We start from the raw sequence: 20759 nt of genomic DNA, 5'->3' as shown, positions 1-20759 counted from the left end.
AATCGTGGTGCCACCCCAGTTTATTAATATGTCTCCATATTAACCTCATCAGGTACGGCAGTAAATGCTTATACCCTGGCTCTGTAACGGGAGCTCCCGTCACACCATCCCCTTTCCGTAAGGTTCCGGTGCCCTGCTCAGAGGCTTGTTTCAACAAAAAATTAACCTGCTCCTTTTCAGCGGACGGAGCTCTCTGTGAGGTAATATTTCTGTTTACTTTTCTCATCACTGCATTTTAGAAATTTTTAACATTATATCATTACACAGATGAATAAGAAATAGAAAATTTAGGGTTTTTGTTGGAATTGAATGTTAAAATAAGCAAAGGGGATCAGTTGGGTAAAGAACCCACACACCCTCTACTGCCTGATGAAATCAGTGGAGTATAAAGATGTATTTACCGTATCTGGACTTTAAAATATAAAAGTTGTCTTAATTTCTAAATTCGAATTAAAGGAGACCAGATACAATGAAGTTTTCCTGGAAAAAACTGAGCGTTATAAGCGTGCTTTTGATTGTTTTAAGCCTGAGCGCAGTTCTTATCTTTCGTCCTGTATGGCTGGACTGGCAGATTGACAAAAAGGCAGAAATGTTAGCCCCTTATTTAGAAGAGCAGTATCCGGAAGAGAACTGGAATCTTACCACGGTGCCGCACCGGGAAGATGGCTACAAGCATTTGAACCCCTATTATATTGGCGTGGTATTTGAAGATGAGCCTGAGGTAACATATCATTACTGGGTAGAAAATGAGAATGAAATTTATCAGATAATGTATTCTGCAAACAAAAACTTGAACGATTTACAGTTCAAAGAAGAAAATAATTAGATGGATGGTAAAACAGTTTTTCATGCTCCTATTAAGAATGCTTTTCTTTACATCTCTTTTTAAATAATTCCATACTTCACAAAACTGTTATATATGCCGTTATTATCAGGTGTCTCTGTAATATCATCAGCCGCTTGTTTTACTGGTTCTTTCGCATTTCCCATAGCAATACCGTACTGCGCGTATTCGAGCATTTCTATATCATTCATTCCGTCTCCATAAGCATATGTATGCTCTTTGCTTAATTGAAGATGTTCCAGCAGCTGTGCGATCGCTGTTGCTTTGTGAATACCTGGAATTGATAATTCACCGCTGTTTTTCCCAAATAGCGATACTGTACATGGAATCACGTGAAACTTAGAAGAGAATTCCTCTGTTATTGTTTCTATCGGCACATCAGATCCTAAAAAAGAAATTTTGTTTATATCCGGACGTACCAGCTCTTCCCCTGCGACCAGTGCATCGTGAAAAGGCATAATGCCTTTCTCCACTTCTGACCGGCTTTCAGGATTTTTCAAAATAAAATCATCAATAATCTTACGGATGCGGGTTTTACAGTTTTTGCTTGCGTAAAGACCTCCGTTTGATTCTAAATAGAAGTCAATTTTGTGCTGATTAAAGAAGTTTACAAGATACGCTACATCTTCCTGTTTTACTGTTTGGTGCAGAAGTACATTGTTTTCATATTCTATGTAGCCGCCGGCCGCTGCAATAATTCCGTCAAATCCGATATCCAAAATGTCACTGAATAATTCTGCTTTAGTACGGCCTGTGGATATAAAAATGAAATGACCGTTTTTTCTTGCCTGCTGGACAGCTGCTGCTGCAGAGGCTGGAACGATACCGTTATTATTTGCTAACGTTCCATCAACATCTAAAAATACAGCTTTCTGCATATATCTTCATCCTTTCTTCCCTTAAAAAAATAGGAAGAAGGGGAAATCCCCTTCTCCTGAATATAGTTGGTCGTTTTATTACATTAGCTTCCTGAAGAAATTTTTTCGCCGGAAGTAAGCGCAGCCCCGTTCGTTTCGATGACTTGCTTATACCAGTCAAATGATTTTTTCTTGCGTCGTTCCTGCGTCCCCGAGCCGTCATCGTGCTTATCCACATAGATAAAACCGTAGCGCTTGGAGTATTCTCCTGATGACATACTAACAAGATCGATGCAGCCCCAGCTGGTATAACCCATCAGCTCAACACCGTCCTGCACTGCTTCTCCCATAGCTAGAATATGCGTGCGCAGATAATCGATCCGGTAATCATCCTGGATGGAACCATCTTCCTCTACTTTGTCATAAGCACCAAGTCCATTTTCTACGACGAACAGCGGTACTTGGTAGCGGTCATAAAGCTTGTTAAGTATAATACGGAGGCCGGTCGCATCAATTTCCCAACCCCAGTCACTTGCTTTAAGAAATGGATTTTTTACTCCTTCCAACAGATTACCAGCAGCAGTTTCTGCATCTTCTTTGTTCTTTTTTTGCGTTATAGACATATAGTAACTTAATCCCACATAATCTACTGTGTAGTCACGAATTAATTCAAGATCTCCCTCCCGAATGTCCAGCTTTACGTTATTTTCTTCAAAAAACCGTTGAATAAAAGCTGGATATTCTCCACGAACATGCACATCTCCCGCAAAATAATTGAACCGCTGTTCTTCCTGCAGCGCATAAAGGACATTTTCCGGGTTGCTGTCGTAGGAGTAGATAGGCGCCGCGATAATCATACAGCCTATTTCTGCTTCCGGCATTATCTTCCGTGCGTGCTTTACTGCCATACTGCTCGCTACAAACTGATGATGAAATGCCTGAAATAATTCCTGATACTTATCGTTTCCATCATTTATAGTAAATCCCATACTCATGATAGGAAAATGCATCGCACTGTTAATTTCATTAAACGTCATCCAGTACTTTACCTTATTTTTGAAGCGGTTAAAAAGCGCTTGCACATATTGATCAAAAAACCCAATGACTTCCCTGCTTTTCCAGCCGCCATACTCTTTCACAAGGTGAAGCGGCATCTCGTAATGAGAAATTGTAACGACCGGTTCAATATTGTGCTTATGCAGCTCATCAAATACACGGTCGTAAAACGCCAATCCCTCTTCATTTGGCTCTTTTTCCGTACCTTTAGGAAAAATGCGGGACCAGGCGATGGACATGCGGAAAACTTTAAATCCCATCTCCGCAAATAATGCAATGTCTTCCTTGTAGCGGTGATAAAAATCAATCGCCTCATGATTCGGATAGTGTGTCCCAGGCTTAGGTTCAAAATCAAAATCTGCCTGTTTCAACACCTTCAGCCTCTCTTTTCCTCCCGGAAGTACATCTGCCATATTAGGCCCTTTATTCCCCTCATTGAATCCGCCTTCCACTTGATTAGCAGCAGTCGCGCCGCCCCATAAAAATCCCTCTGGAAATAGTGTATTTGTCATAATAACATCCTCCTTAGATTATGGAGATCCGCCAAGACGGATCTCTATTACTTCCTTCACCTATTAATTGATAATTTTAATGCTTAAGACTGCACAGTTAACAGTGGATCATTTGCTTTAAAAGCAGATCTCTTTTCCGTTGCTATTTCCTGATAATCTTCTGTATTTGTAATAATAATAGGTGTGGTAACCTCAAAACCTGCTTCTTTAATTTTTTCAATATCGAATGTAAGCAGCATATCTCCTGCCTCCACACGGTCTCCCTGCTTTACGTGCGGTGTGAAATGTTTTCCTTCCAGCTGTACCGTGTTAATTCCGACGTGAATCAGAATTTCAGTGCCGTCATCTGACTTGATCCCTACTGCGTGTCCCGTTGGAAAAAAGACAGATATTTGACCGCCGACTGGTGATACAACATCGCCGATTTCCGGTTCAATTGCAATCCCTTTGCCCATTGCTTCAGAAGAAAACGCTGCGTCATTCACATCGCTCAGTTCAATACGCTTGCCTGTCATAGGGCTTAGCAATTCTTCTCTTTTCTGGTTTTCTGAAGAGACAGCCATTTTTTCCCCTACAGCCAACTTTCTTTCTGCAGGTTCGTTGGTTTCTTTGTTTTTCACTTCGCTTTTCGTTTGCTTCTCTTTTACTTCATATCCAAAAATTAGGACAACTGCGACTGCGATTCCCATTGCAGTAAATGCACCGATTGCGTGCAGGGCCATCGGTGAGAAGGCTGGAATGGTAAGAATACTTGGAAAAGCAAATGCAAGCGACTGCGAACCGAGTACACCATTAATTGCACCTCCGATAGCACCGGCACCGATAACATAAATCAGCGTTTTGCGGTAGCGAAGAATGATACCGTAAAGAATAGGTTCCGTGATCCCTGCAAGAGCACCTGGAAGCATCGTAGAGCCAGCCAGCGTTTTCAGCTGCTTATCGCGCGTTTTAATGAATATACCTAATGCTACACCGATCTGCGCAAATACTGCCCCTGTCAGCATGGAGGCAAGTGGATCTCCGCCTGCTGCAAGGTTTGCAAGCATAATCGGCACGACGCCCCAGTGAAGACCGAGCAGCGTCAAGAATGTCCAGCCTGCTCCCATTAAAGCACCTGTAAGAAGTGCACTGTGCTGAATCATAAATGCAATACCCGCACCGATTCCATCGCCGACATAAGTTCCAAATGGTCCAAAGATGAGTACTGTCAGCGGTACAATTACGATAAGCGACAGCATCGGTACCAGGAACATCTGTAAATCACGATGAATTACTTTCTTTATCTGGGATTCAAATAAAGCGTAGATAGATATTGCGATAAAAACCGGGAATACGGAAGAAGAATAATCCACGATTACCGTTGGAATTCCCAGGAAATCTGTTCCTCCGCCGCCTTCCAGTAAACCTGTTAAATTTGGTTCCAGCAGCGCAGCCCCGATCGACCCTCCCACGTAAGGGTTAGCCCCGAGACGGATTGCTAAAGTAATTCCTAGAAATACTGGCAGAAAGTAAAATATTGCATTCCCGGCAGCGCTTAAAATTAAAAATGTACCGCTCTCTTCTGACATCCACCCCAGTGCGACCAGTACAATAAGCAGCGCCTTCAGCATACCCGCACCGGCAAGTGCCCCAAGAAGCGGCTGGAAACTTCTTGCAATTACATCAAAAACTCTTGCAGTCAGGGAACCTTTTTCTCCTTGTTCTTCGTCATTCCCATCAATTGAAATCAGCTTCGTAATTTCTTTGTATACCTCTGATACATGCGAGCCCACGACTACTTGATACTGACCGCCTCCCTGGACCACACTCAATATTCCGTCTGTATTCTCCAGCGCTTCTTTGTCCGCTTTCTTTTTATCCTTTAGTGTAAAACGCAGACGCGTGGCGCAGTGAACAAGTCCATTGATGTTTTTTTCACCACCGACATTCTGAATTATTACTTCTGCTAATTCAGCATTATTCATTTCTTTACCCTCCTGATATCTATTTTTAGTTTTCTAAAATTTCTTTTATACATTTGGTGCCCTAGCCTGCCTCATTTTGTTGCTCCTTTCACGAAAAAAACCTAAATGGATACCTTCGCATGCGAAAGTTCCATTTAGGTTTTGCCTTTTCAGTCACAATCCTAAATTCGGGATAATTATTTGGTTGTTTTTACTACTCTTTCAATATGAATTGTTAAGTACAGCATTTCTTCTTCCATAAGCTCGTAGCCGTGCTGTTTGTCCACAAACACTTTTATCTTTTGAGAACATCGGTAGGCTTCTGGATATTTTGCTTTGATTACTTCGAGCAGATCATCTTCAGACTGCCCTGTATAATGGGTGCCTTTCACCAGCCGGTGTGCAAAAAATTTCAAATGCGTTAAAAACCGGTAGTAGGAAAGCGAATCTTCATCGAAATCCATTTTGAAATTGTATTTCACGATCGTAAGAATATCCTGGATGACTTTTGTCATATCCATCACATTAGTCATATCTTCATTCAGCTGTGCATTCACTAAGTGCAGTGCAATAAAAGCCGCCTCATCCTCCGGAAGAATAACGTTGAACTGGTCAAAGACCATATTCAATGCTTCCATGCCAACGGAGAATTCTTCTTTATACAAGTGCTTTGTTTCCCACAACAGTGCATTCTTAATTGCGATGTTGTCATGGTACCTTTCAATGGCAAAATGAAGATGGTCCGTCAAAGAGATGTAAATACTGTCATTTAGCTTTTTTCCCAAATGCACCTTCGCATAGTTGATCACCCGCTCGGATAATTCCATATATTCTACCGGAATATCCGCAAGCAGCGTCTTGAACTTTTTAATGATATCTGCATCTTCCAGCGTAAAAACCTTTTCCGCCTTCTCCTCATCAATCAATTCGCCATTCCGCTTATTAAACGCTATCCCACGGCCCATGACAATGACTTCCTGGTTATCTTTATCGGAAACTACTACATTGTTATTCAGGATCTTGCGAATCTTCACACCTTCACCCCCAAAAACCGCAAAAAAGACAAAACCAGACCAATTCACACTGGTCGTCGGTTTTGCCTGATTTAACAGTAACAATCCGTTCTTTGTATACGTTTTCCTTAATACTACACGAGAATAAAATTTGGTGCAAGCCCTTTCTTTTAGAATTTTTTTATTGATTGAATAGCACTGCGGATTTTAAAGGACAGGGCGCGCCCTGTCCTCAGTTTATATACTATTTATTTTCTTCCAGTTCTCGCACCAGTTTACTTAAAGCATCTTTTAACGGTGTAACTGGTCGGCCAATTACTTTTTCGAAATCACTGTTTTCCACTGCCAGTGTACCGTTACGAATATCTCTTTGAATCGCTGCCACGATGGGAATAATACCTTCCGGCAGACCAGCGTCCTTCATCACTTTCGCGTACGTCTCGCCCTCCACTTTTTCCAGTGAAATGTGTTGATCCAGCACTTGCTCCAGGGCCTTCACCAGTGCCTCCTGCGTATACAGCGGACCCGAAAGTTCATAGGTTTTATTTTCATGTCCTTCTTCTGTCAGCACGTTTGCTGCAGCTGCTGCATAATCTTCCTGCAGCGCCCATCCGACTTTTCCATCCTCTGCTGCAGTAACCCACGGTGCACCGGCCATTGCCCCTTGAATGCTTCCTGCTTCGTTTTCCAAATACCAGTTGTTGCGCAGAAATGCGTAAGGAATACCGGATTCCTTTATTGCCTGCTCGGTTGCTTTATGCGGAGGTGCCATGTTGTTCGTGCTTTCCTGTGCATTTGCAATGCTTGTGTAGGCAATAAAAGAAACCCCGGCACGTTTTGCTGCGGCTACAGCGTTCGTATGCTGCTTTATCCTTACTTCATTTGCCCCATCGGTGGAAATAATCAGCAGCCGGTTCACTCCTGCAAATGCCTTATCCAGCGTATCGGGGTAATCAAAGTCTCCGTATCGTACTTCCACTCCCTGCTTTCCCAATCCTTCAGCTGTCTCCGGATTTCTCACACTCACTGCAAGCTCTTCTGCTGAAATTTTTCCGAGTAATTTCTGCACTATTTTTGACCCTAAGTTCCCTGTCGCTCCTGTGACGAGTATTTTCATGCCCCATGCCTCTTTTCTATATCAGTTTGTTATTAGGTTACAATTTTATAGTATCGAAATGAATTTTTTAAATCCAGTGGAAAGACTTGTTAATTCTGCTCCCCTGTCTAACTACCCAAATAATTCAAAATATGATAAAATGGGAGAGTTAGGAAAAATCGGAAAGGGGAAGATATATGTACCGCTTTTTTCTATTAATATTTGCAGTATTCACCCTTGTGGCATTTTCTTATATAGATTGGAACGTATCAGAAGAACCTGGAGAAACAGAGGAAGCTCGGGATCCTCGTGTAACTGCCGAGGAGGTAGTTGCGGAAGAAGGCCTTTATCCTCTCGTGGAAGAAGCGAAAGAAGAACTGCTGGCTCGTGCAGCAGCAAGAAATATTGACGTAGTTATTACAGAAGGTTACCGTTCTCATGAAAGGCAGGACGACCTTTACGCACAGGGACGGACGAGCGGCGGAGACATTGTTACCCACGCAGCCGGCGGCGAATCCTATCATAACTACGGTCTGGCTCTGGATTATGCATTACAGGCGGAGGACGGCTCGCTTATCTGGGATGTGGATACTGATTTTAACGGCAGTGGTACACCGGACTGGCTGGAAGTTGCAGAAATTGCAAAGGATCTTGGCTTTGAATGGGGCGGAGACTGGACAAATTTCCTTGATTATCCGCATATTCAAATGACGTTTGGCCTGACAATTCAGGAACTGCAGCTGGCAGAAGCCGAAAAGGATAATTCTGAAGAAAGCTGACGACGGAGTTAATTATCCGTCGTCTTTTTGTATATTCAAAAATAAAACAAAAATAATGGCCGCTCCCCCAGTTTTTAGAGAGCCGGCCGGTATAAAATATAATTGCAGAAGCGTGTGTCACACTTATACTTTAAATAAAAATGAATAATGAGGCGTTCCGACACTCGGGCCGAAGACGCTTAAAAACTGTTCCCATTCTCTTTGGTTGATCAGTTTTTTTAAGGTGGTGCAGTATAACTTGGCCGTAAACGAGGCCGGTAATTCACTGTAACTTAAAATAGGGAGCTGTGATTCAATGAATTCAGCTGCAACTTCCGGTTCATCTTCCCAAAATTCTTCAGCGTTTCTTTTCACGTGATAATAGAGATAGAGGTTTCTTTCTTCCTCCGTCATTTCCATAATGTGAGGCCGCCATTCTCCATGCTCCGTGAAAAAGCATCCGTACTCATCTCTGGAAAATAATTCTAACAATCCATCCCGGAGCGCAAGTGTATTTAACGGCTCTAAATACTCTTTTTTCGCAACACAGGATTTCATAAATATATCTATTAGGTCCTGCTTGGTTTGATAAGGCAGGGTGACGCTTAAAGATTCACTAGGATGATGTCTCATAGATGGTTTCAACTTAGTTCCTCCTTTTTTGTTGCGTCTTCCTTGTTATTTTTAAAGAAGCTTATATATCGTTCTACCCTCGACTGGGGGTTCCCTAACGTGTGTTTCTCATATCGATGAAAAAAAGGACTTTATATACCTTTTTCAAAGGGAATTCGTCTATTAAATTCCAACAACAGAGGGACTTGTTCCCTTTATTTATTTTTATCCGCTCTGCTATATTTCTTTGCTTATAGAAAAAACTTCCCGGCAGCTGGACCAGGAAGTTTTTTCTACAGCACCAGATTCACACCGGTAAGGAGCAGAATGGTGCCTGCGACGACAACTATCAGCGGTGCACCGCGGTAGGAGATAAAAAAAGCAACCACTCCTCCGAGCAGTCCATACCATATTGTTTCCTGTGCATACATAATTCCCGGAAAAATCAGTGCTCCAAGCACGGCATACGGCACGCGGGAAAGCATACGGCGCAGCCAGTCCGGCCAGTTTTCCGTAGATAAGGCGATCAGCGGAAGAAGCCTTGGGATATATGTGACAATTCCCATACCGAGAATCATCCAGAAAATTTCTTCTCTCATGACTTACGCTCCCCTCTCTGCTCCACCAGTTCATAAATGATGACAGAAGTAATCGTTGCTGCCATAATCGCCCATCCTGTGGCAAGCTGGAGCTGGAAAATCCAGTGCAGGCCGCCGCCCATCAGTGCCAGGATCAGCACAGGCCTGCCTGCTTCTTTGATCGATGGTACCAGCAGCGCAATGAACAGTGCATAGAGAGCAATTCCCATACTTTCCTGCAGCACCGGCGGCAGCACTGCTCCGGTAAAGTAGCCGGCAGCGGTGAATCCTACCCAGCTGGAATACGCCACCAGCCCGACACCGAGTATGTAAGGTGCCTTGATCGGAGCTTCCTTTACTGAAGATACGGCGAACACCTCGTCTGTGAGAAAAAAGCCGAACAGCGCCCGGTAGCGCTTTGAGGAAGGCTCGGCCCGTTCCTGAATTGCGGCGCTCATCAGCAGGTGTCTAAAATTCACAATAAACGTAGCTAAAATAACTTCCACTGCCCCCGCACCGACTGCGATCATGGAAAGCGCCATATACTGTGCAGCACCGGCAAATACGATCATGCTCATCAGGACCGCTTCCACTACAGTAAGTCCCGTTGATCCTGCAAGCAGTCCGAAAGTTATTGCGACCGGCATATAGCCGAACGCAATGGAAAGCCCCGCCGTTAATCCCTGGCGGAGCGAATGATCTTTTTCTATATGTACAGTAGTATCCACCAGTCTCTCCCCTTTCTCTTCCTACATTTTACGATGAAAGAGGGAAAGATTGTCAAGAAAATACACTCTGCAGCCTTGATTTTGCTGATTCCTCTCCTCTGCTTCTTTTAGCGTCTGCAGATTAGTCAATATTACGAAGATCCTTCATATGGGGAGCTCGCTTTAGAAGTTCAGTAACAAATTCTTCCTGCCGCGCAGGTGAAATCTTGACTGACCCAAGAATCGACGTTTTATAAAAAAGCTCCAGTGCGTCTTTGGAAGAAAGCAAACGAAATCCAATAAGAATATTTTTCGTCTGCTTTACTTCTGTTAAATCTTTATAGGAAATCTTCTTTTTTATTGGGCCTGCCTGTAAATGTAAGTACGTTTCTTTCAAAGCATAACTCATGGAAAAACTGATCCACAGAACAAAGCTGCTTGTAAAAATAAAAATGGCTGATAAAATAATTATTTCTGAAGCTGACACTCTTCCTGCGGTGAAAATAACTGGAAGGAAACAGCTGGCTGCGGTCAGTAAGATTATACCGATAATCAACAAAGTAAATGTACTGTCCCTCTTCGCTTGATACGTCACCTTAGAACCTCCTTAATATGCAAAATTCTTACGGTAGTATTAAAAGAAGCACCTGTGAAATTATCCACAGGTGCCTGCTATATTAAAAACCGCCGGAACCTCCGCCGCCTCCGCCGACACCTGTGCCTCCGCCAATTCCACCGCTGCTGGAGGAGCTGAAGGAACTCGCGGCTTCTGCAGAAGACGATTGAAACTGGGTGCTTGCGAGAAGGCCCGCAGTCATAAAGATTGGTACATCACTTCGGTAACCTCCGGAAGCAGGAGCTGCAGAAAATTCCTTAGTCAGGTCACCGCTCATTTTCTTCACAGATTTCAGGTTCAGGCCGAGCCCGTAAATAAAAGCAATCTTTTGTTCTTCCGGCGACAGCCGCTGCCAGTCCTGCATTTCGTAATCAGCAACTTCGTCTTTATAATCCCGCCAGTCTCTCAGCAGCGTCCATCCTTTTTCCGTTCTCGGCTGGTAGATTAATGCATATCCGAAAACGAATAAATATAAAGCAAGTAACACAACAAATGGCACCACCATGCCATGCACGATATACACGATGCCCAAAGCCAGCGGTAGAAATGCAGCAGCCCCGAGCCCCAGCTTAAACCCTGTTTTGTTGATCTTTAAGTCTGCTGCTTTCTTTTCCTCTACTACCGCTTTCTGCCATTCTGCTTTTTTTGCTTCAAACGATTCATAATTTTTTTCGTCCTGCAAATATGCAGACATATCTGAGGAATGAAACACATCGTTTTCTCCCATTTCGTCAAACAGCATCGAAACAAGAATCTCTTCATGGGCAAGCAGATTTTTTCTGCTCTCCAGACGGAAGCTGTCCTCACCTTCCTGTGTTACTTTACCCTGCCGGACAAGATCCAGTAAAGAAGCGGTAAGCATTTCCGGAGCCACCGTCGGCCGTACATAATACAAGGTTGCCGGCATGCTCAGCTCCAGCGGCGGTGCGCCAGGAGTTAAATCTTTAGAGTAGGCGCTCTGCTTTAAATGACTGTATTTTTTTCGGTCTACATAAATGACACTTAAAAATAACAGAGCCAGTAAAGGAATCGCAATCGGAGCAGCAGTTGCAAGGAAATCCTCTCTGGCTGCAGCAGCCGCGGCAGCTTCCTCCCGATCATCTCTTTCTTCCTGTATCTCTTCTGCAGCGGAGCCTTCTGCCGTTCTCGTCACCCCGGCGAACAGTGCTTCGTCAAAAGCAGCGCGGACATCTCCGTCCTCTCCGCCTTCGACATGCCCAAGATCAAACAGTACATAGTCATCTTCGATCTGTTCAGTCCCTTCGGCTGCGCGATAACCGATGGCTTCTGTTTCCGTTGATGCTCCCGGCGGGTACACTCGGATCTGCATCGATTCATAATCGGTTTCGTTTGAGCTGTCAAAAAAGGACCAGTGAAATTCCCCAAGATCCTCGTAAAGCTCTACGCCGTCTTCAATCGTGTAGTGGAGGTCTACCGTAAAAGTCTCATCCTCTCCCGGCCGGTGAATACGATGTTCCATCTGCTCTACTGTTTCGATCTCAAGCGTTTCCCCGCCTTCATATGCTTCAAGATTCACTATTGGAGCGTATCCCGGATGGTTGAGAGTACGCACCACACCGTTAAAGTCTCCTTCAAAATCATACGTAAAAGATTCTTCCACCTGCACGCTTCCATCTTCCTGCAGATAGGCATCAATTTCTGCTTCCGGAATCGTGAGTTCAAACGCGCTTGCAGTTACAGGCATTGCGATGAAAAATAAAGAAGTAAGTATTATAGTATTTGTTTTTCTTCCCATGCAAATCACCCTCTCTAAATTGTTATACGCCTTAGAGAAGGAAATGGTTTCTTTTTTTTGCCTGAGTTTATCCAGATTGAATCAACTTTATAAGTCATCCTATAGTAATTGCATAATGAATCTTCGTTTGCTGTTACACTTTTGGCGAAGGCTTGCCCGAGAGCCTGCCTTCGATTAATAATTCAAAAGCTCCCCACGGCTTTCATCGATTCCGCTCGTGCTCAATGGTCTTCCAGAAGGTCACTTGGATTCTCAGACTACACTGATCCTCTGATCTTCCTCGCCTTAGTTCCTTATAAGCGATAACTTTCATTACCTAAAAAAGGTCCGGCTCCCCTCGAAGAAACCGGAGTTTTCTATCGTTTTATTCTTCTCCCAGATTTTCAAAAATCTCTTCTATTTCCGGGCTTTCTTCTATCAGCTCCATTTCCAGCATCCAGTCAGCGACTGTCTGCCAGTCTTCTTCGCTCTGGCTGCCGAAGCCTTCTGCGGACTCCATCTTTGGAAGAAGAATTTCCAGGCTTTCCTGCTCGACTTCTTCTATTAACGGGAAGTTTGCTTCATCCTGGTTATTTAAGAGAAGCTCCACTGCTTCCTCCGGATTATCCGCCATCCATTCGTAGCCCTGGGATGCAGCCCTCCAGAAGGCGCGGATATGTTCTTCCTCTTCCTCCCACGTCTCATCGTTTGTTACTACGACAAGCTCATAATATGGCGGAACCCCGTAGTCTTCCGGATTAATATTCTTCGTTTCCGTGCCCTCGTGTGCCAACAGCGGCACTTCGTGGTTGATATAGGCGCCAATAATTGCATCTACTCTTTCACTGACGAGGGAGGAGCCGAGCTCAAATCCTACATCTATCATTTCCAGCTGTTCCGGATCACCGCCGTCTTCCGTCACCATCGTTTGAATTAACGCTTCATTCAGGGGAATCCCCGGGTAGCCGACCTGCATTCCTTCCAGGTCCGCCGGACTTTCTATTTCGCTGTCTTCCAGCATAACAATATGGTTCAGCGGCGAACGCACAATCGCAGCTACTGATTTAATATCAATATCCTGGCTTGCTCTCGCGGTAATCACGTCCGGCTGATAGGTAATGCCAAGCGTCATCTGTCCTGAGGCTGCTAAATTGATCGGGTCTGTCGGATTCGTCGGAAAGTGAATTTCCACATCCAGTCCTTCTTCTTCAAAATAGCCATTTTCTTCTGCGGCATATAAGTAGCTGTGTACCGCGTTGGGATACCAGTCAAGCATAATATCGATACTTGCGTTTTCCTGCTCCGCCTCACTGCCGTTGCCGCACCCTGCAAGCAGCCCTCCAGTAAGGATCAATGCTCCGGCAATAACACTTTTGTTTCTTTTCTCGAGCTTTCTCATGTATAACTCCTCCATTTTAAGATCCATTTTTCTAATACTACAACACCTATAAACAGCAGCACCCCGACCAGCGAAAGTAATACAATCGGTGCAAACACACCTGCTCCGTCAAACTGCGTCATCATCCGCCGGCTGAAGTAGCCGAGCCCTTCCTGCGCTCCGAGCCATTCCCCGATCGCAGCGCCAATGACGCTGAGCGTGACCGCCACCTTCAGCCCGGAAAAAAAGGAAGGAAGCGCGGAAGGAAGGGACAGTTTGAGGAAAATGTCTTTTCTCGAAGCACCCATCGTCCGCATTAATTCTTTCAGCTCCCTGCTCGTGGAGCGGAGGCCGTCGAACGTATTCACCGTAATGGGAAAAAACGTGATCAGCACCGCCACAGCAACCTTGCTCCAGATGGAATACCCGAACCAAAGGACGAAAATTGGAGCAAGGGCAATCACAGGAATTGTCTGCGAAGCAATCAACAGCGGGTAAAAAGCTTTTTCCGCTGTTGTATTCCACGACATCCAGGAAGCAAGCCCGGTGCCGAGCAGCACCGAAATGATTAGTCCCACTAAAATGATGGAGAGCGTCGCCGGCAGATGTGTCAGCAGCAATGGTTCCCGCAGCTCCCAGAGACGGATTATTACTTCAGTCGGAGAAGGGAGGATGAACGCAAGTGCAATGCCCCTGGCGGTAATTTCCCAGACAAGCAAAAATGAAAGGAAAATGCCGATCGATAAAAAATAATACCTTTCTGCAACCTGCTTCATCAGCGCCAGCCCCGTATGTAACTTTTTTTCTTCATTTACAGCACTCCTTCGGCGCGGAACTGACGGAGAAGCTCCCGTTTTACCTGCAGCAGCGAAGGATCGTTCACATCTTCCATCGTCCTCGGACGTGCCAGCGGAATTTGCAGCTCCTTCAGCGACGTCATCGGTGGTGTGCTTGTGACAAACACCCTGTCAGATAAAAACAGCGCTTCATCGAGATCATGCGTGATGAAAATAATCGTTTTTTTCCACTTTGTCCACTGCGCGGTGAGCCACTCCTGCATGGAAAGGCGCGTAATGGCGTCCAGCGCACTGAATGGCTCATCCAGCAGGAGTACTTCCGCTCCTGTTAAGTAGGCGCGGAGAAATGACACCCGCTGGCGCATCCCGCCGGAAAGCTCGCCGGGATAGGAATGCTCCGTTCCTTCCAGCCCGAAAGAAGCAAGCAGCGGCAGTGCCTTTTCACACGCCTCTTTTTTTCTGATGCCCTGCAGCTCCAGCGGCAGGATGACATTTTCCAGGATTGTGCGCCAGGGCATGAGCTGATCCCGCTGCGGCATATATCCGATCCTGCCGCCTGCAGAAGTGACGGCTTTCCCCTGCAGGAGCACTTCTCCCTGCTGCGGTGCTTCCAGCCCGGTTATCAACCGGAACAGTGTAGTTTTTCCAGAGCCGCTCGGACCGATCACGCTGACAAATTCCTCTTGATTCACCTGCAGGGAAAGATCCTCAAAAATTGCTTCCTTACCATATTGAAAATGGAGATTTTTCATTTCCAGCAGCGAGCTACTCATCCATCGGCCACATCGCTTCGTTGTAAGCCATATCCCAGAACAGATATTCAAATCTTGTCGTATTCAAAAAGATTTTTTCCAGCTTCTGCAGCGTTAATTCGGAAGCGTCCCCGGTCACGTCATCCAGCAGGTCAATGCACCACTGCGCGGTCTGGGCAAATTCCTCAGAGCTGTACATGCGGATCCATTCTCCGTAAAGCGGATGATCCGCAGCACCGGGAACTGCCGCAAGCTCCCGGCCGATTTCCCAGTAGCTCCAGGCACATGGGAGCAGGGCTGCAAGCAGCTCGCTTAATCCTCCGTTCTGTCCGACATGAAGCATATAATGTGTGTAAGCAAGCGTTGTCGGGGATGGTTCTGCTTCTTCCAGCTCTTTTTCGGTGATCCCAAACTGCTTTGCATACTGGCGGTGCAGTGCCATTTCTTCATTCATCGTGGAGTCAAGCAGACTTGCAAAACGCCCCATCGTCTCCACGTCCTCTGCTTTCGCCGCACCGATCGCAAACAGCTTCGCGTATTCAATTAAATATAAATAATCCTGCACCATAAAAAAGCGGAATTTTTCTTCTGCCAGCGTGCCTTTCCCCATTTCCACCACGAACGGGTGGCTGTGGTTTTTTCTCCAGATCGGCTGCAACTTTGTATGAAGTCTTTCACTGAATTTCATCTGAATCACGCTCCTTTAATTATTTTTTCGTATGACACCAGTGATACATAAAATCTGCCATTACTTTGGAAAAGTCGAGCAGTTCCTGTATGGCGACAGATTCATTTACCGCATGCGCCTCTGAAAGTTCTCCCGGGCCGAACAGCGCTGTAGGAATTCCAGCTTCTGCAAGCCAGCCGCCGTCTGTAACTGTAGGAGATACGTCCAGTACCGGTGTTTCTTTTAACACTTCCTGATAAGACTGCTTTAAGGTTTCCGTCCCGCCGTGCAGCGGATCTACTTCAAAAGCAGGGAACACTTCGCCCCGTTCTTCAATCATCGATTCCCCGCCCCAGGTAAAGTGCGGCGGATTCTCCCGTAGCCATGGGTCTGCGTTTGCCGCATGCAGCAGATGTTCTTCAATTTCCCTGCTTACTGTTTCGTAGGATTCGTCCGGATAAAAATGGACGGTGATCCAGAGCCGGCACTCATCTGCAATAAATGCTGCGTGCCTGCCTCCCTCGATTACTGCGGGGTTGATCGTATTTGTCCCCGGCGGATATCCGGGATAGTGCTTGGACACCGCCCAGTGCCGCTCCAGCGTCTGCAGGCTCTCAATCATGACGACCATTTTTTCAATCGCGCTTGCTCCCTGGGCCATACCGCCGCCGGCATGAATCATCTGCCTCCGGTTGGCATCGTGATACGTGTTCGGATCTTTAATCGTCACCCAGCCGGTAATTACGCCTCCCTGCCCCTGGATATGGAGATTGCTCGTATCGACGACTACCGCATAATCTGCTGTATAACCTTTTTTGCAGCACTGAAGGGTGCCCGCTTCCCCTACTTCCTCGCCGATCACGGATTGGAAAATCAGATCGCCGGGCAGTTCGATCCCGTGCTCATGAAACAAACGGAGTACAAACAGCGAAGCGGCAAGTCCGCCTTTCATATCCGCTGCACCGCGTCCGATCAGCCTGCCGTCTTTTTCGACAGCTTCAAACGGTGCATATTCCCAATTCTCTTCCGGGCGCACTTCTGCAACATCCATGTGGCCGTTGACGATCAAACTTTGAAAATGTGCGCTGTCTGTTCCTTGCTTCGTTCCCACCACGTTAGGGTCATTGGGATAAACATCCCAACGATCCGCAGCAAAGTTCATTTCCTGTAAGTAGTTTTCCACAAACCCCTGTGCTTCCGCTGTATTTCTCGCTGGCGGCGCAGGTGTTTCATAGGCAATCAGCTTTTTCGTTAAAGAAATTAATTCTTCCTGTCTTGCTTCAATATCTTCGATCACCAGCTGAAGCTTAGTTTCGGACATATTCATCCCTCCTGAAAACGCAATTTTTAGACACAAAAAAACTTCTTCCGCGAATGGAAGAAGTGGTATCGGCCATGAAAAATTAAGTTTACGAGAGAAACTTAATCGATCCTGCCACTTCTTCCCTCCGCTAGTCCTAACTAGATCAGGTGAATAAGGGTCAAGACAAATGTCTCTCTCAGCTGCAGCGCAGCCCCCCTAGAGTGGTGGTGCTTAGTAATTCAGTTGTTAGTTTAGTTCTACCATAGTGAAGAAAGGTTTGCAACTGGAGAAATGATAAGTGCTTTGAAAAGAAAAATACTTTTGCAAGCCCGGCTGCGCTCCCGGGATGATGCTTTTTCCTCTTTAATAGTCACTTTCTTTTGTTTTAATCATTTAAACAGCATTTATAATACTGTAAGCGCTCCTGGTAAAATCTGCACCCGCACCGGTGTTTCTGTGACTACTTCCCCGTCACTTTGAACAAGTACCGGACTATCCGCGTGGATATGCACATCTTTCCCCTTAAAAAAGCTGATATTTTTATTCGGCCGGTGCTTTCCCTGGCAGATGCTCGGGATCCTGCGCAGAAGCGGCCATTTCTTTCTGCCGTGTAAAATGCAGAGGTTCAAGTAACCATCCGTATTTTCCGCGTCGGGACAGATTCGAATATTACCTCCGTAGTTCGGTGCGTTTGCCACTGCGGTAAGCCACACATCCGTAAAAACCCGTTTGTGGCCGTCTATCGTAATCGTCATATGTGTCGGTGAAAACGAGGTTAACACGTGCAGCACACCGGCAGCATAAGACAAGCGCCCCAGCCCTGCCGCGTTGAACCATTTCTTCAAGTAAGATTCGTTGGCAGCTTTGGCTACGGCGGCGTCAAATCCAATACCGGTAACCGTTAAGCAGCAGGAGTCTCCTAATGAAAGAACATCTATTTTTTTCGGCTGATATTCTATGATACGTGAGAGTGCTTGGTCCACATTATTTGAAACAGCAAGACTTCGGGCAAAGTCGTTTCCTGATCCTGCAGGAATGACTCCTAACGGGATGCACTTGTGTAAAAGAACCTCCGCTGTTTCATTTACCGTACCGTCTCCCCCGACTGCCACTACTGCGTTTACACCGCGCTGGACCAGATCTTTTGCAAGCCGCCCCGCATCCTGCGGCTTTTCTGTGAAAGAAACCAGATAAGGTGTTCCATTCTTTTTAAGCGCTGCTTCTGCTTTTTTCCAAACTTTATTTCCTTTTCCGCTGCCTGCGGTAGTATTCACGATAAATCCATACATATGGGCGCTGTCCCCTCTGTTTAATTTGGGGTGTTTTCGTCAAAAAAAGAGAGAAGCAGTGCCTGGGTAAGCCTCTCTTCTCTCTTTTATAGTATGGTATAGCTGATTTTACGGCAGTTATCTATTTCATATAGCGGTGCTCCCGCAAATCATTCAAGCTCTCAATTTCCTTTAGCAATCTTGCTCCGATGTTTGTTTCCCGTACTTTTTTCCGTTCCAGTTCTTCATTAACAAGCCGTTTGACAGACAGGACGTCCGTTCCTTTCGTTAACACTTCCTCTTTTGAGTTAAACAGCTGGTGCGCGACGAGCTGCATCCCATAAGAGTTGTAAAGGAGCGTATAGCCCGCGATTCCCGTGGTGGACTGATACGCCTTCGAGAAGCCGCCGTCGATTACGATCATCTTTCCGTTTGCTTTGATCGGATCTTCCCCGTCGATTTCCTTTACCGGCGTATGGCCATTGATGATACGGCCCTGCTCGGGGTCCAGGTCAAATTCTGCCAGCATGCTGCGGCATACGTTTTCATCTTCCCGCAGGTAATAGTAGGGGTTTTTTCGTTCTTTGTGTGTTTCTTTTTCTTTGATGAAATACCGCTCAAAGGTGGTCATTTCTCGTTTTCCGAAAAGAGAGGAATTTTCTCCCGTCCACAGATACCAGACCATATCAGTCGCAAAGTCATCGGTTTCCTCCGGATGGGCAAAAGCATAGCGCAGATAGCGTTCAAACACGTCGAGCAGCTCCCGCCCTGCATATGTTTTACCTTCAATCTCCATTTCTTTCATACTTCCGTTTTCATCCAATGGAATACAGCCATGGATCAGCAGGTTTCCATTGTACCTTAAGTAAAGGCTGCCTTTTTTCATGAGAAAATTCATATGTCTCGTCAATTTCTCAGAATGCTGGATGGAGAAAAGCAGTTTATCAATGACCTGCTGTTCCTCTTCTAATAATTCAGCCGGATTATCGGGATTGACTGTGGCAAAGCAGGCGCTGTCCACAGAATAGGTGTTACCGTGCAGCGTGACTTCTTTTTTCTCATAATCCACTTTTTCCAGTAGGAGCCGGTCTTCCATATTTAAGCAGGGACGTCTTTTAATAATCGGGCTCTCCAATTTAAACTGGATGATGGCGATTGCCTGATGAATTTTCGTGATCTGCAGCTGCTCCTGCTCGGTTAACGTTTCATCTGTCACCCGCTTCGGGCGGAAAGCCGGATGGTCATCATAATATTTCTCCGCCAGGTTCAGCAGCGGACGCAGATTGATGCCGTAAACATCTTCAATAATATCGAGGTTATTGTAGCGAGCGCAGATGCGGATGATATTTGCGAGGCATACTTTCGAACCGGCAAAGGCCCCTGCCCACAGCACATCGTGATTCCCCCACTGAATATCTACGGAATGATAATTGATGAGCGTATCCATAATTAAGTGCGGATCCGGTCCCCGGTCATAAATATCCCCGACTACGTGCAGATGGTCCACTACGAGCCGCTGCGTCGTGTAGGCCAGGCCGACAATCAGCTTATCTGCCTGCTTCAAGGAAATGATCCGGTCCAGCATTTTTTCGTAATATGCTTTCTTATTATCAAACTCGTCCTTTTTATAAAGTAACTCTTCAATAATGTAGACAAACTGTTTCGGCAGAGCTTTCCGCAGCTTCGAGCGGGTGTATTTTGACGCCGCGTAGGAAACAAGCTTCAGCATCCGGCCGATGGTTTCTATATACCATTCCCGCAGTTCCTGTTTGCTGCTGAAGTGAATTTTTGTCATTTTCAGCTTTTCTTCCGGGTAATAAATCAGCGTCGCAAACTCGTTGATTTCTGATTCCTGCAGCTCCTCCTGGAAAAGATCCATGATTTTCACCTTCACGTTCCCCGATCCGTTCCGCAGCACGTGCTGAAACGCCTGGTATTCCCCGTGCAGGTCACTCACAAAGTGTTCCGTTCCCTTCGGCAGATCAAGTATTGCTTCAAGATTAATAATTTCAGTAGCTACTTTTTCTTCACTTTCATATTTCTGTGCAAGCAAATCTAAATACTGTAAATTCATCATCCGGAAACCCCCTTTATCCTTTTTACTTCAGTTTTAATTTAAGGAAAATCTTTCTTTATAACATTCATTTTCCCCAGTTCTATGTATAAGAAGGGGTTTTCTCTCTACCTTTAGTTTAAATCAGATACGGTAGAGTAGCTAGTCAAATTGACAGAAAACTTTTACAGACAAAAAAGAGAAAAGGTAATGG

At 45.5% G+C, this 20759-nt stretch carries 19 protein-coding genes, 1 riboswitch and 1 other annotated feature (1 of these 21 cut by a window edge); of the genes, 2 read left to right on the top strand and 17 right to left on the bottom strand.

Going from position 1 to position 20759, the window contains the following annotated elements; translation table 11 throughout:
- Positions 1 to 238: a binding site (T-box leader), on the bottom strand (it extends 19 nt beyond the left edge of the window).
- A gap of 231 nt (positions 239 to 469) precedes the next feature.
- Positions 470 to 826: a DUF3139 domain-containing protein gene (locus BLP92_RS16280; RefSeq protein WP_090844014.1), complete on the top strand. Its 357-nt coding sequence runs from the start codon at positions 470 to 472 to the stop codon at positions 824 to 826.
- 59 nt (positions 827 to 885) lie between these two features.
- On the opposite strand, the gene BLP92_RS16275 is transcribed toward BLP92_RS16280, so the two are convergent.
- The 5 genes from BLP92_RS16275 to BLP92_RS16255 all read right to left on the bottom strand — a co-directional run bounded on the left by BLP92_RS16275 (position 886) and on the right by BLP92_RS16255 (position 7342).
- On the bottom strand, positions 886 to 1722 hold the full coding sequence (locus tag BLP92_RS16275; RefSeq protein WP_090844013.1) for a Cof-type HAD-IIB family hydrolase: 837 nt from the start codon (positions 1720 to 1722) through the stop codon (positions 886 to 888).
- Between the two features lie 83 nt (positions 1723 to 1805).
- Positions 1806 to 3269, bottom strand: coding sequence for a glycoside hydrolase family 1 protein (locus tag BLP92_RS16270; RefSeq protein WP_090844012.1), 1464 nt, complete (start codon positions 3267 to 3269; stop codon positions 1806 to 1808).
- An 83-nt stretch (positions 3270 to 3352) separates the two neighbouring features.
- Positions 3353 to 5233 carry a beta-glucoside-specific PTS transporter subunit IIABC gene (locus BLP92_RS16265; RefSeq protein ID WP_090844011.1) on the bottom strand — a complete coding sequence of 627 codons (1881 nt, stop codon included), beginning with the start codon at positions 5231 to 5233 and terminating at the stop codon, positions 3353 to 3355.
- A gap of 176 nt (positions 5234 to 5409) precedes the next feature.
- On the bottom strand, positions 5410 to 6246 hold the full coding sequence (licT, locus tag BLP92_RS16260) for a BglG family transcription antiterminator LicT (protein ID WP_090844010.1): 837 nt from the start codon (positions 6244 to 6246) through the stop codon (positions 5410 to 5412).
- Between the two features lie 223 nt (positions 6247 to 6469).
- Positions 6470 to 7342: an SDR family oxidoreductase gene (locus tag BLP92_RS16255; protein WP_090844009.1), complete on the bottom strand. Its 873-nt coding sequence runs from the start codon at positions 7340 to 7342 to the stop codon at positions 6470 to 6472.
- Between the two features lie 176 nt (positions 7343 to 7518).
- Here BLP92_RS16255 and BLP92_RS16250 point away from each other — a divergent pair, with 176 nt between their 5' ends.
- On the top strand, positions 7519 to 8100 hold the full coding sequence (locus BLP92_RS16250; RefSeq protein WP_090844008.1) for a M15 family metallopeptidase: 582 nt from the start codon (positions 7519 to 7521) through the stop codon (positions 8098 to 8100).
- 123 nt (positions 8101 to 8223) lie between these two features.
- On the opposite strand, the gene BLP92_RS16245 is transcribed toward BLP92_RS16250, so the two are convergent.
- From BLP92_RS16245 to BLP92_RS16190, 12 genes are all read right to left on the bottom strand, one after another.
- Positions 8224 to 8724 (bottom strand): hypothetical protein, encoded by a 501-nt coding sequence (locus BLP92_RS16245; RefSeq protein ID WP_090844007.1) that lies wholly within the window; start codon positions 8722 to 8724, stop codon positions 8224 to 8226.
- A gap of 260 nt (positions 8725 to 8984) precedes the next feature.
- Positions 8985 to 9290: an AzlD domain-containing protein gene (locus BLP92_RS16240; RefSeq protein WP_090844006.1), complete on the bottom strand. Its 306-nt coding sequence runs from the start codon at positions 9288 to 9290 to the stop codon at positions 8985 to 8987.
- A complete protein-coding gene (locus tag BLP92_RS16235; RefSeq protein ID WP_244516907.1) occupies positions 9287 to 9997 on the bottom strand; it encodes an AzlC family ABC transporter permease in 711 nt (236 codons plus the stop codon). Before BLP92_RS16235 ends, BLP92_RS16240 begins: the two co-directional genes overlap by 4 nt.
- Positions 9998 to 10118: 121 nt before the next feature.
- Entirely contained in the window at positions 10119 to 10571 is a 453-nt protein-coding gene (locus BLP92_RS16230; protein ID WP_090844005.1) for a PH domain-containing protein, read from the bottom strand.
- An 82-nt stretch (positions 10572 to 10653) separates the two neighbouring features.
- On the bottom strand, positions 10654 to 12348 hold the full coding sequence (locus BLP92_RS18110; protein ID WP_090844004.1) for a DUF2207 domain-containing protein: 1695 nt from the start codon (positions 12346 to 12348) through the stop codon (positions 10654 to 10656).
- Positions 12349 to 12712: 364 nt separating this feature from the next.
- Complete coding sequence (locus tag BLP92_RS16220) at positions 12713 to 13726, bottom strand: ABC transporter substrate-binding protein (protein ID WP_244516905.1); 1014 nt, start codon at positions 13724 to 13726, stop codon at positions 12713 to 12715.
- Complete coding sequence (locus BLP92_RS16215; protein WP_090844003.1) at positions 13723 to 14481, bottom strand: ABC transporter permease; 759 nt, start codon at positions 14479 to 14481, stop codon at positions 13723 to 13725. Before BLP92_RS16215 ends, BLP92_RS16220 begins: the two co-directional genes overlap by 4 nt.
- Positions 14482 to 14516: 35 nt before the next feature.
- Entirely contained in the window at positions 14517 to 15275 is a 759-nt protein-coding gene (locus BLP92_RS16210; RefSeq protein ID WP_090844002.1) for an ABC transporter ATP-binding protein, read from the bottom strand.
- Positions 15268 to 15942, bottom strand: coding sequence for a thiaminase II (gene tenA / locus BLP92_RS16205; RefSeq protein WP_090844001.1), 675 nt, complete (start codon positions 15940 to 15942; stop codon positions 15268 to 15270). Before tenA ends, BLP92_RS16210 begins: the two co-directional genes overlap by 8 nt.
- Before the next feature lie 19 nt (positions 15943 to 15961).
- The gene (locus BLP92_RS16200; RefSeq protein ID WP_090844000.1) at positions 15962 to 17242 is read right to left on the bottom strand and encodes an acetylornithine deacetylase; all 1281 of its coding nucleotides are present in this window, start codon (positions 17240 to 17242) and stop codon (positions 15962 to 15964) included.
- A 105-nt stretch (positions 17243 to 17347) separates the two neighbouring features.
- Positions 17348 to 17452, bottom strand: a riboswitch (TPP riboswitch).
- Positions 17453 to 17628: 176 nt separating this feature from the next.
- Complete coding sequence (locus BLP92_RS16195) at positions 17629 to 18513, bottom strand: diacylglycerol/lipid kinase family protein (protein WP_090843999.1); 885 nt, start codon at positions 18511 to 18513, stop codon at positions 17629 to 17631.
- A gap of 121 nt (positions 18514 to 18634) precedes the next feature.
- On the bottom strand, positions 18635 to 20566 hold the full coding sequence (locus tag BLP92_RS16190; protein ID WP_090844029.1) for a fructose-1,6-bisphosphatase: 1932 nt from the start codon (positions 20564 to 20566) through the stop codon (positions 18635 to 18637).
- Positions 20567 to 20759 lie beyond the last annotated feature (193 nt).

It is taken from the genome of Alkalicoccus daliensis (assembly GCF_900103955.1).
Classification (GTDB): domain Bacteria; phylum Bacillota; class Bacilli; order Bacillales; family Salisediminibacteriaceae; genus Alkalicoccus; species Alkalicoccus daliensis.
The sequence above is the reverse complement of the archived record's forward strand: the minus strand, read 5'-3'. Positions and strand labels throughout refer to the sequence as shown.